The sequence below is a fragment of the Bradyrhizobium sp. 604_D8_N2_3 genome (genome assembly GCF_051810765.1).
GTDB lineage: Bacteria > Pseudomonadota > Alphaproteobacteria > Rhizobiales > Xanthobacteraceae > Bradyrhizobium > Bradyrhizobium barranii.
Genome location: NZ_JBPWPM010000001.1, coordinates 459,241 through 472,287, shown reverse-complemented (window position 1 = coordinate 472,287; position 13,047 = coordinate 459,241). Strand labels below are relative to the sequence as shown.

Here is a 13,047-nt window from a genome sequence, read left to right as displayed (position 1 = left end):
CGCCAACTATTGCATGTCGTCAGAGCCGATATCCTGGCGGCCGTGCATCACGCGGACGATCTCGACTCCATCGGGCAGCGGGACATAGAAGATCACGTAATTGCCAACGGGGAAGCTGCGCAGGCTGTCGCGCAATTCTCGCCGTTCGCGGCCAGCCAAGGGATTTTCCACGAGCATCTCGAAAATCTCGCCGATGCGCGCGATCTGCTTGTCGGCCGCCCGAACGCTGTCCGACGCGATGAAATCCCAGATCGAATCTAGATCTTGGTCGGCTTGTGGGGCCTTGCGGAATCTATTCGCCACGTTTGCGCGCGGCCAGTCGCTGCCGTCCCCGCGCCTTGATGTCGTTCATCCATTCCTGGACATCGACCTCTTCCATTGGTCCGCTGTCAAACCCCTTCTGGATTTCCTCCCGCAGCGCCTCCAGCTTGACCCTGCGCCGCTCTTCACGCTCCTCGACTAGGCGAAGGCCTTCGCGCATGACCTCGCTCGCGGTGGCATAGCGGCCGCTCTCGACCAGATCGTCGATCAGGTCCTCGAAATGCTTTCCAATGCTGTAGCTGCTCGCCATGGAACGGCTCCGTTATCAAGTAATGATATTTATTGATATTTGAGCGCCTCGCAAGGATCCGTCCGGCCTCGGGGGCAACCAGGCCATTGGCCGACCGGGCGGCGCGAACCGGGCCCCAGCCATACCCTCCCGACCCTTCGCAGACGCGGGATTTCCGTGCTAGGACACTGCCTTAGCAGAAGGTTGAACTCTCCATGGCCGCCCCCCTCAAAGCCGTCGACGGCAATGCCGATCTCCAGGCGCTGATGTCCGATCTCGCCGCCCGTGCCCGCGCTGCCGCGCGCGTGCTGGCGCTGGCGCCGCCGGAGCAGAAGAACAGGGCGCTCGGGGCCATGGAGCGGGCGATCCGCGCGAACTCTGCCGCGATCCTTGCCGCCAATGCCGAGGACGTCGCGGAGGCCCGGGCCTCGGGCACCATGATCGCCTCATTCATCGACCGCCTGACGCTGACACCTGCGCGCGTCGAGTCGATGGCCGAGGGCATCGGTATCGTGCGCGGCATCGCCGATCCGATCGGCATCGTCACCGAGAGCTGGCAGCGGCCGAACGGCATGACCATCGAGCGCGTGCGCGTTCCGCTCGGCGTCGTCGGCGTGATCTTCGAGAGCCGGCCGAACGTTGCGGCGGATGCCGGCGTGCTGTGCCTGAAATCCGGCAATGCCGTGATCCTGCGCGGCGGCTCCGACAGTTTTCGTTCGTGCCGCGCGATCCATGAATGTCTCGTCCAGGGCCTGCGTGACGCCGGGCTCCCCGAAGCTGCGATCACGCTGGTGCCGACGCGCGACCGCGCGGCGGTCGGCATGATGCTGTCGGGGTTGAACGGCGCCATCGACGTGATCGTTCCGCGCGGAGGCAAGAGCCTCGTCGCGCGCGTCGAGCAGGAGGCCCGCGTGCCCGTGTTCGCGCATCTCGAAGGCGTCAACCACGTCTATATCGATGCCAGCGCCGACCTCGCCATGGCGAAGTCGATCGTGCTCAACGCCAAGATGCGCCGCACCGGCGTCTGCGGCGCGGCCGAGACGCTGCTGGTCGATCGCGCCGCGGCCGCCAAGAACCTGAGGCCGCTGGTCGAGATGCTGATCGAGGCCGGCTGCGAAGTGCGCGGCGACGACGCCGTGCAGAAGACCGATGCGCGCGTCAAGGCTGCCAGCGAAGACGATTGGGACACCGAATATCTCGACGCGATCATCGCGGCGAAGGTGGTGGACGGTGTCGACGGCGCAATCGCGCATATCCAGAACCACGGCTCGCACCACACCGATGCGATCGTGAGCGCGGATGAGGCTGCTGCGAAGAAATTCCTGAGCGAGGTCGATTCCGCGATCGTGCTGCACAATGCCTCGACGCAATTCGCCGACGGCGGCGAGTTCGGTTTCGGCGCCGAGATCGGCATCGCCACTGGCCGATTCCACGCCCGTGGTCCTGTCGGCGCCGAGCAGCTCACGAGCTTCAAATATCGCGTCCACGGCACAGGTCAGACGCGGCCGTAAGTCATGTCGCGAGGCGTGGGGCATTGAGTAACAATTTCGTCGCGCCACGTTTCTTCGCGCAGGCCATTCCGCCCTACACCGAAGGCATGCGCGTCGGCCTGCTCGGCGGCTCGTTCAATCCACCGCACGAGGCCCATCGCGCCATCAGCCAGTTCGCGCTGAAACGCCTCCGACTCGACCGCGTGTGGTGGCTGGTGACGCCGGGCAATCCGCTGAAGGAGAACGGCACGCTGCATGAGCTCGGCGCGCGCATGCAAGCCGCGCGCGACGTCGCCGACGATCCCAGGATCGAGGTGACCTGTCTCGAATCCGTCATTCGTACCCGCTATACTATCGACACGATCAACACCTTGCGCCGCCGCCTCAGCGGCCTGCGCTTTGTCTGGATCATGGGCGCCGACAATCTCGCTCAATTCCATCGTTGGCAGCACTGGCGGCGCATCGCCGACCAGGTGCCGATTGCGGTCATCGATCGCCCGCCGCAGAGTTTTCGCGCCCTCGCCTCGCCCGCTGCCCAGGCCCTTGCACGCTACCGCGTGCCCGAGACGGACGCGGCATTGCTTCCGGATCGGCCAGCGCCGGCCTGGGTCTTTCTGACGGGGTTGAAACTGAACCTGTCCTCGACCGGCTTGCGGAACCCGGACGGGAGCTGGAAAGGTCCGAAGTGAGACGGAGTGTGTGGACGTTGTGGGGATTTCAGACTCTCTGGCATATTGAAACCCTTAACCCCACATGATGTAGTGTAACCAGTGAGCGTCGGATTCGGCGTTCGCGATACAGTGAAAGGAATGGTCCCTGACCACATCTGTATTGTCCAAGTCTGTTTTACCCAAGGTAGCGAAACCGGCGCGTAAAACATCGACCAAAGCTGCGGCCTTGAAGGCGCAACCCGACGCCGACAAGACGCTGAGCCTGATCCTCTCCCGCCTCGACGACATGAAGGCGGAAGAGACGGTCACCATCGACCTTCGCGGCAAATCGGCGTACTCCGACTACATGATCGTCACCACCGGCCGGGTGAACCGGCACGTCGGCGCGATCGCGGACAACGTCGCCAAGGGCCTCAAGGAAAACGGCATCAGGAACATCCACGTCGAGGGCTTGCCCAATTGCGACTGGGTGCTGATCGATTCCGGCGATGTGATCGTGCACGTGTTCAGACCCGAGGTCCGTGAGTTCTACAATCTCGAGAGATTGTACACGCAGGGCCCAGGGGCGGCGAAGGCGATCTAGGCTCATCGAGCCGATTTCGAATCGGCTGACGCGCATGCTAGCGTCGTGCGCGCGCATATTGCGCGCGGTCTCGAAACACGACCTGAAGATATCATGCGCGTTGCTGTCATTGCGGTGGGCCGGCTGAAGCAGGGCCCCGAACGGGAGCTTGCCGACCGCTATTTCGAGCGGTTCGACGAAGCCGGCCGCAAGCTCGGATTCCGCGAGCTCACCATCCACGAAATCCCCGAAAGCCGCGCGCGCGACACCGCGACACGGATGGCCGAAGAGGCCGCGGCGATTGGTGCGCACATCCCGGAAAAATCGATCCTGGTGGCGCTGGACGAGCGCGGCCAGAATCTCGACTCCACCGTATTCGCACGGCACCTCGGTCGCTGGCGCGACGAGGGTGCCGGACATACTATCTTCGTGATCGGAGGGGCGGACGGACTTTCGCCCGAATTGCGCCGTAAGGCCAAGCTCGCGATCGCGTTCGGCTCTGCGACCTGGCCGCACCAAATGGTCCGCGTCATGCTTCTGGAACAGCTTTATCGGGCCGCCACCATTCTGGCCGGCCACCCCTATCACCGCGCGTGATGCGCGCACAACGAGCACCTTTGCGTAAAGCGATGCGAGCGCCGATCCTCAACCTGCTGCTGATCGCCGGCGTCACGGGCGCAAGCCTCGCGCAAGCTCAGACGCAAGGTCCGATAATTGCGCCCGCGCCACAGACGGCGGCCGCCTCGCCCGATGCGATCAAGCAGCGCGAGCAGGAGCTCGAGGCCGCCCGCGCGAGGCAGAAGAGCGCCGAGGAAGCGCAGGCCAAGCTCAAGGCCGAAATCACCTCGCTCGGCCAGGACCGCACCCAGCTCAATCAGCAGCTGATCGATACCGCAGCCAATGTGCGGGCCGTCGAGACCAAGATCGACGAAGCCGAAGCGCGGCTGCGCTCGCTCAACGGCCGCGAGCAGCAGATGCGCACCTCGCTGGAGTCGCGCCGCGCCGACATCGTCGAGGTGCTGGCGGCCCTGCAGCGCGCCGGCCGGCGCACGCCGCCGGCGCTGTTGGTGCGGCCAGAAGATGCGCTGCAATCACTGCGCACCGCCATGCTGCTCGGCGCCGTGGTGCCGGAATTGCGCGGCCGCGCCGAGAAGCTCGCCGGCGACCTCGGCGAGCTCGTGGCCTTGCGCAAGAACATCGCCGCCGAACGCGACCAGCTTGCCACCGACCGCGACAAGGTCCGCAACGACCAGACCCGGCTGACCGCCCTGGTCGACGAGCGGCAGCGTCAGCAGGCGTCGCGCGAAAAAGACCTAGACGCCGAGAACTCGCGCGCCATCGCGCTCTCCAGGCAGGTCGGCGATCTCCAGGGGCTGATCACCAAGATGGAGCAGGATCTGCAGAGCGCCGCCAAGGCCGCCGAGAAGGCGGCTGAGGCCGCCAAGCAGGCCGAGGCCAAGGCGGCCGCCAGCGCCAAGCCCGGTCCGGGCACTTTCAAGGACCGGTCCCGGACCACCCCGGCGATCGCCTTCGCGGCGGCCAAGGGGCTCCTGCCTCTCCCGGTTAACGGTAACAAGATCAGGGATTTTGGCGGTTCCGACGGGGTCGGCGGTGTCCAGAAGGGCATTTCGCTGGCAACCAGGCCCGGCTCCCAGGTCACGACGCCGTGTGATGGCTGGGTTGTCTATTCCGGCCCGTTCCGCAGCTATGGACAACTCTTGATCCTCAACGCCGGGGGCGGGTATCATGTCCTGATCGCCGGGATGGAGCGCATTTCGGTTAACATCGGTCAGTTTGTGCTCACGGGGGAGCCGGTCGCGACCATGGGATCGACCTCACAAGTCGCCTCCATTCTCGCCACGAACGCGAGTCAACCTGTGCTGTATGTCGAGTTCCGTAAGGACGGCACTCCAATCGATCCAGGCCCATGGTGGGCCGCAAATGAAGGCGAGAAGGTTCGCGGATGATGCGCAAGACTTCAGTTATCCTCCTCAGCGCGGCCACCGGTGCTGCGCTGACGCTGTTCGTGACCCAGCCGCGCGCGGTCTTCATGGGCTCCAGCGCGCGAGCCGCAACTGCAGACACTTATCGCCAGCTCAATCTGTTCGGCGATGTGTTCGAGCGCGTGCGCTCGGACTATGTCGAGAAGCCCGATGACACGAAGCTGATCGAATCCGCCATCAGCGGCATGCTCACCGGCCTCGATCCGCATTCGAGCTACATGGACGCCAAGAGCTTCCGCGACATGCAGGTGCAGACCCGCGGTGAGTTCGGCGGCCTCGGCATCGAAGTCACGATGGAGGACGGCCTGATCAAGGTGGTCTCGCCGATCGACGACACCCCCGCTTCGCGCGCCGGCGTCATGGCCAACGACATCATCACCAATCTCGACGACGAAGCCGTGCAGGGCCTGACCCTGAACCAGGCGGTCGAGAAGATGCGCGGTCCGGTCAACACCAAGATCAAGCTCAAGATCATCCGCAAGGGCCAGGACAATCCGATCGACGTCACCCTGGTGCGCGACAACATTCGCGTCCGCTCGGTGCGCGCGCGCATCGAGGCCGACGACATCGCCTATATCCGCATCACCACCTTCAACGAGCAGACCACCGAAGGCCTGAAGCGCGAGGTCGCCAACCTCTCGAATCAGATCGGCGACAAGCTCAAGGGCTACATCATCGATCTCCGCAACAACCCGGGCGGCCTGCTCGAGGAAGCGGTCACCGTCTCCGACTCGTTCCTGGAGAAGGGCGAGATCGTCTCGACCCGTGGCCGCAATGCCGAGGAGACCCAGCGCCGCACCGCGCATGCGGGCGACCTCACCAAGGGCAAGCCTGTTATCGTGCTGGTCAACGGCGGTTCGGCTTCGGCATCGGAAATCGTCGCCGGCGCGCTGCAGGACCACAAGCGCGCGACCATCGTCGGCACGCGCTCGTTCGGCAAGGGCTCGGTGCAGACCATCATTCCGCTCGGCTCGGGCAACGGCGCGCTGCGCCTGACCACGGCGCGCTACTACACGCCGTCGGGCAAGTCGATCCAGGCGAAGGGCATCGTGCCCGACATCGAAGTGCTCCAGGATGTGCCGGACGAGCTGAAGTCGCGCACCGACACCAAGGGCGAGGCTTCGCTGCGCGGCCATCTCAAGAACGACGGCGACGAGAAGACCGGCTCGCAGTCCTACGTCCCGCCGGACGCCAAGGACGACAAGGCGCTCAAGCTCGCGGACGACCTGCTCCACGGCATCAAGAACAGCGCCTCCGCGGCGCCGACGCCGGGCGACAACAAGGCCACGACCGACAAGCCCAAAGCGGCGAACTAAGTCGGCGCGTCACCTCATCTCTCGAAAAGGGCGGCTCCTGGAGCCGCCCTTTTTGCTTGGGGCTCCTGCTACCCCCGGCCTATCCCGGCCTGACGCCGCTTGACCTCGGCGTGGTATCGTCGGCGGGAGTGATTCGGGATCTCGCATGACTGAAACGGCCGATGATCTGAGCGCCCCGCTCGGACAGGACAAGCCGCGCCGGAAACGGCGGCTGCGGCTGCCGTTCACAGCCATGCAGGCCCTCACGGTCATGCTCGGCCTGTTCCTGGTCGCCTTCGCCGGCTTCGCCATCTTCAACAAGGATCCGCTCGGCGGTGAGCCGATGACGCGGATTGCGATCCGCGAGCCCAGGGCCACCGACGAGAAGCCGGCCGCCGCGAGCCTTGGCCAGGAGAGCAAGCCAGAGAGCAAGCACGAGGCCAAGGAGGCGCCGAAGCAGGCGGGCGAGCAGAAGACCGTCACCATGATCGACGGTTCCACCGGCACGCGCCACGACGTGGTGATCGGTGGCGGCGATGCCGCCGACAAGGGGGACGCGGCAGCCGCCTCCGCCCCTCCGCCCGTCATGGCCGGGATCGACCCAAAACTGCTGGAAAAATCGCGCTACGGCATGATCCCCGTGACGGCCGAGGGCGCGAAGCCGTTCAACGTCTACGCGGCGGATGCCGACCGCGCCAAGGCGGCAAAGATGCCTGTGGTCGCGATCCTGATCGGCGGCCTTGGCGTCGGCGCGGCCAAGACCACCGACGCGATCATGCGGCTGCCGCCGGCGGTGACGCTGGCCTTCACGCCCTATGGCGCCGATCCCGGCAAGCTCGCCGAGCGGGCCCGCGCCCAGCGGCACGAGATCTTCCTCCAGATCCCGATGGAGCCCTACGACTTCCCGGACAACGACCCGGGCCCGCAGACGCTGCTGACCTCGCTCACCACCGACCAGAACATGGACCGCCTGTACTGGCACCTGAGCCGGATGCAGGGCTATGCCGGCCTCACCAATTTCATGGGCGCCCGTTTCGTGGCGACCGACGCCGCGATGCAGCCGATCATCCGCGAGGCGGCCAAGCGCGGCCTCGGCTTCTTCGACGACGGCTCCTCGCCGCGCAGCATCGCGCCCCAGGCCGCGGGCAGCCAGGCGATGCCGTTCGGCAAGGGCGATATCGCGATCGACGTGGTGCCGACCCCGGCGGAGATCGACCGCGCCCTGAACAAGCTCGAATCGATGGCGCGCGAGCGCGGCGTTGCAATCGGCACCGCCTCCGCCCTGCCGGTCTCGATCGAGCGCATCGGCAGCTGGACCAAGACATTGAGCGACCGTGGTATCCTTTTGGTGCCGTTGACAACCGCGATGCTGAAATCAAAATCTAGCTAAATCAACGGATTGGTACGTTACGGGCCCTCGGGACCGGCATACCCACCAAAAGCACGCGAGAGGTCTGGCGGAATGGCACGTTACGAGGATCTGCCCTACCGTACCTGCGTCGGTGTGATGCTGATCAACATGAAGGGTCTGGTGTTCATCGGCCGCCGCGCCGGTGGCATCGAGCATGTCGACGACGCCCATGTCTGGCAGATGCCGCAGGGCGGCGTCGATCCCGGCGAGGACACCTGGGATGCCGCCAAGCGCGAGCTCTATGAGGAGACCAGCGTGCGCTCGGTCGAGCGGCTCGGCGAGGTCCCGGACTGGCTCGTCTACGACATCCCGCGCACGGTTGCCGGGCGCGCCTGGAAGGGCCGCTATCGCGGCCAGCGCCAGAAATGGTTCGCGGTCCGGTTCACCGGCAAGGACAGCGAGATCAATGTCGAAAAGCCCGGCGGCGGCCACAAGGCCGAGTTCGTGAGCTGGCGCTGGGAGCCGATGAAGAACCTGACCGGTTTGATCATCCCGTTCAAGCGCCCGGTCTATGAGCGCGTGGTGAAGGAATTTTCCGCGCTGGCGGATGAATAAATCAAATCGTCATCCCGGGTTCGGTGCTAATGCATCGCCGGAATGACGATGAAAGACGCGCGCGTGACCAATCAAAAACCCTACCGTCCCAACGTGGGGATCGCCCTCTTCAATGCCGATGGCCGCGTGCTGATCGGCCACCGCTTCAAGGGCGACGGCCCCGAGATCATCCTGCCGGGCCTCGACTGGCAGATGCCGCAAGGTGGTGTCGATGAGGGCGAGAACCTGCGCGATGCGGCGCTGCGCGAACTTTGGGAAGAGACCAGCGTCAAGAGTGCGGACTATCTCGGCGAGACAGACTGGCTGACTTACGAGTTCCCGCCCTACGACGGGCCGCAGACGCATCGGCTGGCGAAGTTCCGCGGGCAGCGCCAGAAATGGTTCGCGCTGCGCTTCACCGGCCGCGATGACGAGATCGATCCGCTGACGCCGCGCAACGAACAGCCCGCGGAGTTCGACGCCTGGCGCTGGGAGCGGCTCGACCGCGTCACCGAGTTCGTGGTGCCGTTCCGTCGCGACGTCTACCGCGCGGTCGCGCAGCAGTTTGCGCCCTTCGCAAACTAAAACCGCGAAAACAACCCCATGCACAGTAGCCGGCGATTGCCGGCGCGATGCGCGGTGGTTGTGGCGAAGTTTTTGAAGCGTCAAAGAGAATCGGCCGCGGGGCACAAGCGGCGTGGCGGCCTACGTCCAGCAAGCTCTAATTCGTCGGTCCGACCGTGAACGGGCCGATCGCGATGACGTGGCAATCGCTGTCGCGCTTGGCGCAGTCGGCGAGCGCGGAGTTGACGGCGGTCTGCTCGTCCGCCACCTTCAGGCCGAGGCCCGGCCGGCCCGCGGTTCCGACCGCGACCGCGTTCCAGCCCATGCCATCGGCGAGCTTGCGTACGACCTCGGCCCGCGCGTCGGCGGCGATCGAGGCGTTGGAAGCGGCATGGAAGAAGCCGGTGATCCTGAGCAGGGTCGGGATCGGCACGACGAAATTGTCGTCGACCGCGACGATCAGACAGGCCATGCCGGCGATGGCGCCGCACGATTCCAGCGAACGCCGCGCCGAATCGTCGACGGATGACGCGCCCAGCACCATGAAATATTGACCGCCCGGGCCGAGCGCGATCGCGCGGGATTTCGCCGCCGGCACGAACATGTTCTCGAGCCGGACTTTTGCCGGATCGCGCACCATAGGAAAATCCTTCGGCACGAAGGCCCGCTCGGTCATGGCGTCGTGGCGCACCCAGGGCTGCGGCGGCATCGGCGGCTTGCCGTGCGTGTAGACGACGTCGTTGCCGACCGCATAGAGCTCGCAGCGCCGCGGCGATTGCGCGGCATCGGCGCGCTTCTGGCATTGCTCGAGCGCCATGTTGCGCGCGGCTTCCTCGGTCGGCTGGTTCAACGCCGCGCCTGTGAAGCCGCCGACATTGAGCGCGAAGGCCTTGTAGTCGCCGGAGGCGGAATAGTCGCCAGCCAGATAGTTGCGGATGCGCTCGTTGATGAAGGGCACGCTGTCGGCGGCCAGCTTGCCCGATAGCGGCGCGGCGGATGGTGAGGACGCGGGCATCGGCGCCATCGCAACGCCGGCTGGGCTCATCGGAGCCATCGGCGCCTTTGCCATCTGGGTCGGCATCGGGCTCGGCGCCACGGCATCTGCCGCTGGCGCTGCGCTTGGCATTGCAGCACTTGGCGTCGCGGCCGGCGCGACTGCGGCGGTGACCGTCTGCTTGAGCTTGGTGTTGTAGAGGAAGCCGGTGACAAGGATGGCGACGACCGAGACGACGGCGACCACCAGCGGCCACATCCAGACGGGTGCCGCGGCCAGCTTGGAGGCGGGCTTCTTCAGTTTCGGCGTGGCGTAAGTGCCGTCCTCGCGCCGCATCGCCACCATGTAGGCATGCACCGGCGTCGGGATGTTCTTGATCTCCTGCGCGCCGATGTCGGCGAACTGCACCGACAGCTTGTTGGCGACCTGCTCGTGCACGGCGCGGGAGACGCAAATGCCGCCGACCTCGGCGAGGCCTTCGAGCCGGGCGGCGATATTGACGCCGTCACCGAGCAGATCGCCGTTGCGCTCGACCACGTCACCGATGGTGATGCCGATGCGGAACGACATCTGCCGGCTCGGCGGATAGGCCATGTTGCGGGTTCGCAGGGATTCCTGGATGTCGATCGCGCAACGCACCGCATCGACCGCGCTCGGAAACTCCGCGAGCACGGCGTCACCCGCCGTGTTGAAGATGCGGCCGTTGGCCTTCGCGATGAAGTCGTCGACGACCTCGCGATAGGAGGCGAGACGCCGCAGCGTCTCCTCTTCGTCTTCCGCGACCAGTCTTGAGTAACCGGCAATATCGGCTGCGAAAATCGCTGCGATCTTGCGTTTCATCTGCTGCCAGCCCCGAAACAAATTCGCGGGCGCAGAATGCCGCTATCGGCGGCGCGGTGCAACAAAGTTTCAGCGCCCGCCACTTTCGTGACGAGCGCTGAACCTGTTCAGGAATTTTTAGCTTGAGCCCCGGAGCAGTGCACCGGGGCTTAGTGCATAGCCGTGCTGTTGAGCTGCTGCTGGATGCTCTTGAAGTGGTCGAGCCGCTCGATGGCCTGATCGAGCTCGCCGCCCTCGTGCTCCTTCAGGCCGTCTTCCATCTCGGAGATGGTCGCGGCGAACTGGGCACGGTCGAGTTCGTCGAGCGACGTCGCGACGTCGGCGAGCACGGTGAGGCCCTTTTCGGAGACTTCGGCGAGACCGCCGAGCACGATGATCTTCACGTGCCTGCCGCCCGTGGTCACGGTGAGGATGCCGGGCCGGATCGCAGCCACGACCGGCGCATGTCCCGCCAGCACGCCGAAGTCACCCTCGACGCCGGGGATATCGACCTGATCGACCTGGCCCGAGAATGCGAGCTTTTCCGGCGAGACGAGATCGAAGTGGATGGTGGCCATTGGAAACCTGCGAATGGTGAGTAGCGAACGCGCGAGTGACGAGCAGCGAATGGCGAATAGATTCTACTCGCCACTCCCTATTCGCTATTCGCCAGCTTAGGCGGCTTCCGCCGCCAGCTTCTTGCCCTTCTCGACTGCCTCTTCGATGGTGCCGACCATGTAGAAGGCGGCTTCCGGCAGGTGGTCATACTTGCCTTCGCAGAGGCCGCGGAAGCCCTTGATGGTATCCGCGAGGTCGACGAACTTGCCGGGCGAGCCGGTGAAGATTTCGGCGACGTGGAACGGCTGCGACAGGAAGCGCTCGATCTTGCGGGCGCGGGCCACCGTCAGCTTGTCCTCTTCCGAAAGCTCGTCCATGCCGAGAATGGCGATGATGTCCTGGAGCGACTTGTAGCGCTGCAGCACCTGCTGGACCTGACGCGCGGTGTCGTAGTGCTCCTGACCGACGACGAGCGGCGAGAGCATGCGCGAGGTCGAGTCGAGCGGGTCCACCGCGGGGTAGATGCCCTTTTCCGAGATCGCGCGGTTCAACACCGTGGTCGCGTCCAGATGCGCGAACGAGGTCGCGGGCGCCGGGTCGGTCAAGTCGTCGGCCGGAACGTAGATGGCCTGCACCGAGGTGATCGAGCCCTTCTGCGTGGTGGTGATGCGCTCCTGCAGCGCGCCCATGTCGGTGGCGAGCGTCGGCTGATAACCCACCGCCGAAGGAATACGGCCGAGCAGCGCCGACACTTCCGAGCCGGCCTGGGTGAAGCGGAAGATGTTGTCGACGAAGAACAGCACGTCCTGGCCCTGGTCGCGGAAGTGCTCGGCGACGGTGAGACCGGTGAGGCCGACGCGGGCGCGGGCGCCCGGCGGCTCGTTCATCTGGCCGAACACCAGCGCGCACTTGGATTTCACGCTCGGATCCGGATTGTGCGGATCGGCGTTGACCTTGGACTCGATGAACTCGTGATAGAGGTCGTTGCCTTCGCGGGTACGCTCGCCGACGCCGGCGAACACGGAGTAACCACCGTGCGCCTTCGCGACGTTGTTGATCAGCTCCTGAATCAGCACGGTCTTGCCGACGCCGGCGCCGCCGAACAGGCCGATCTTGCCGCCCTTCGCATACGGAGCAAGAAGATCGACGACCTTGATGCCGGTGACGAGAATTTCAGCTTCGGTCGACTGGTCGGTGTAGCTCGGCGCTTCCTGGTGGATGGCGCGGAGACCTTCGGACTTGATCGGGCCGGCTTCGTCGATCGGCTCGCCGATGACGTTCATGATGCGGCCGAGCGTGCCGTCACCCACCGGAACCGCGATCGGCTGGCCGGTGTCGGTCACTTCCTGGCCGCGCACCAGACCTTCGGTCACGTCCATCGCGATCGTGCGGACGGTGGACTCACCGAGATGCTGCGCAACTTCCAGCACGAGGCGGATGTTGCCGTTCCGGGTTTCCAGCGAATTGAGAATGGCGGGCAGGTGGCCCTCGAACTGCACGTCGACGACGGCGCCCATGACCTGGGTGACGCGACCGACCTGGTTAGCTGCTGTAGCCATGAATAGCTCTCCTTCGAAATTCTGGACTTGAACGACC

At 65.3% G+C, this 13,047-nt stretch carries 14 protein-coding genes; 9 read left to right on the top strand and 5 right to left on the bottom strand.

Going from position 1 to position 13,047, the window contains the following annotated elements:
• Positions 1 to 6 precede the first annotated feature (6 nt).
• Together AB7245_RS02225 and AB7245_RS02220 are read right to left on the bottom strand one after the other, a co-directional pair.
• On the bottom strand, positions 7 to 303 hold the full coding sequence (locus AB7245_RS02225) for a type II toxin-antitoxin system RelE/ParE family toxin (protein ID WP_063980434.1): 297 nt from the start codon (positions 301 to 303) through the stop codon (positions 7 to 9).
• Positions 293 to 571, bottom strand: a complete 279-nt coding sequence (locus AB7245_RS02220; protein ID WP_063980433.1) for a type II toxin-antitoxin system ParD family antitoxin — start codon at positions 569 to 571, stop codon at positions 293 to 295. Before AB7245_RS02220 ends, AB7245_RS02225 begins: the two co-directional genes overlap by 11 nt.
• Before the next feature lie 194 nt (positions 572 to 765).
• On the opposite strand from AB7245_RS02220, the gene AB7245_RS02215 reads away from it, so the two are divergent.
• The 9 genes from AB7245_RS02215 to AB7245_RS02175 all read left to right on the top strand — a co-directional run bounded on the left by AB7245_RS02215 (position 766) and on the right by AB7245_RS02175 (position 9,101).
• Positions 766 to 2,061 carry a glutamate-5-semialdehyde dehydrogenase gene (locus tag AB7245_RS02215; protein WP_063980432.1) on the top strand — a complete coding sequence of 432 codons (1,296 nt, stop codon included), beginning with the start codon at positions 766 to 768 and terminating at the stop codon, positions 2,059 to 2,061.
• 23 nt (positions 2,062 to 2,084) lie between these two features.
• Positions 2,085 to 2,729, top strand: a complete 645-nt coding sequence (locus AB7245_RS02210) for a nicotinate-nucleotide adenylyltransferase (RefSeq protein ID WP_063980431.1) — start codon at positions 2,085 to 2,087, stop codon at positions 2,727 to 2,729.
• Positions 2,730 to 2,937: 208 nt separating this feature from the next.
• Positions 2,938 to 3,294, top strand: coding sequence for a ribosome silencing factor (gene rsfS, locus AB7245_RS02205; protein WP_014490594.1), 357 nt, complete (start codon positions 2,938 to 2,940; stop codon positions 3,292 to 3,294).
• 93 nt (positions 3,295 to 3,387) lie between these two features.
• Positions 3,388 to 3,870 (top strand): 23S rRNA (pseudouridine(1915)-N(3))-methyltransferase RlmH, encoded by a 483-nt coding sequence (gene rlmH, locus AB7245_RS02200; protein WP_014490595.1) that lies wholly within the window; start codon positions 3,388 to 3,390, stop codon positions 3,868 to 3,870.
• A 32-nt stretch (positions 3,871 to 3,902) separates the two neighbouring features.
• Positions 3,903 to 5,240 carry a murein hydrolase activator EnvC family protein gene (locus AB7245_RS02195; protein WP_063980429.1) on the top strand — a complete coding sequence of 446 codons (1,338 nt, stop codon included), beginning with the start codon at positions 3,903 to 3,905 and terminating at the stop codon, positions 5,238 to 5,240.
• Positions 5,237 to 6,592, top strand: a complete 1,356-nt coding sequence (locus AB7245_RS02190; protein ID WP_014490597.1) for a S41 family peptidase — start codon at positions 5,237 to 5,239, stop codon at positions 6,590 to 6,592. Before AB7245_RS02195 ends, AB7245_RS02190 begins: the two co-directional genes overlap by 4 nt.
• A 145-nt stretch (positions 6,593 to 6,737) precedes the next feature.
• Positions 6,738 to 7,961 carry a divergent polysaccharide deacetylase family protein gene (locus AB7245_RS02185; RefSeq protein WP_063980428.1) on the top strand — a complete coding sequence of 408 codons (1,224 nt, stop codon included), beginning with the start codon at positions 6,738 to 6,740 and terminating at the stop codon, positions 7,959 to 7,961.
• Positions 7,962 to 8,033: 72 nt separating this feature from the next.
• Positions 8,034 to 8,537 (top strand): RNA pyrophosphohydrolase, encoded by a 504-nt coding sequence (locus AB7245_RS02180; RefSeq protein ID WP_063980427.1) that lies wholly within the window; start codon positions 8,034 to 8,036, stop codon positions 8,535 to 8,537.
• 63 nt (positions 8,538 to 8,600) lie between these two features.
• Complete coding sequence (locus AB7245_RS02175; protein WP_063985996.1) at positions 8,601 to 9,101, top strand: RNA pyrophosphohydrolase; 501 nt, start codon at positions 8,601 to 8,603, stop codon at positions 9,099 to 9,101.
• Positions 9,102 to 9,237: 136 nt separating this feature from the next.
• Here the strand turns inward: AB7245_RS02175 and AB7245_RS02170 are convergent, their stop codons facing one another.
• The 3 genes from AB7245_RS02170 to atpD all read right to left on the bottom strand — a co-directional run bounded on the left by AB7245_RS02170 (position 9,238) and on the right by atpD (position 13,010).
• A complete protein-coding gene (locus AB7245_RS02170; RefSeq protein WP_439033834.1) occupies positions 9,238 to 10,914 on the bottom strand; it encodes an adenylate/guanylate cyclase domain-containing protein in 1,677 nt (558 codons plus the stop codon).
• Positions 10,915 to 11,063: 149 nt separating this feature from the next.
• The gene (locus tag AB7245_RS02165) at positions 11,064 to 11,471 is read right to left on the bottom strand and encodes a F0F1 ATP synthase subunit epsilon (RefSeq protein WP_063980425.1); all 408 of its coding nucleotides are present in this window, start codon (positions 11,469 to 11,471) and stop codon (positions 11,064 to 11,066) included.
• Between the two features lie 96 nt (positions 11,472 to 11,567).
• On the bottom strand, positions 11,568 to 13,010 hold the full coding sequence (atpD, locus tag AB7245_RS02160; protein WP_063980424.1) for a F0F1 ATP synthase subunit beta: 1,443 nt from the start codon (positions 13,008 to 13,010) through the stop codon (positions 11,568 to 11,570).
• Positions 13,011 to 13,047 lie beyond the last annotated feature (37 nt).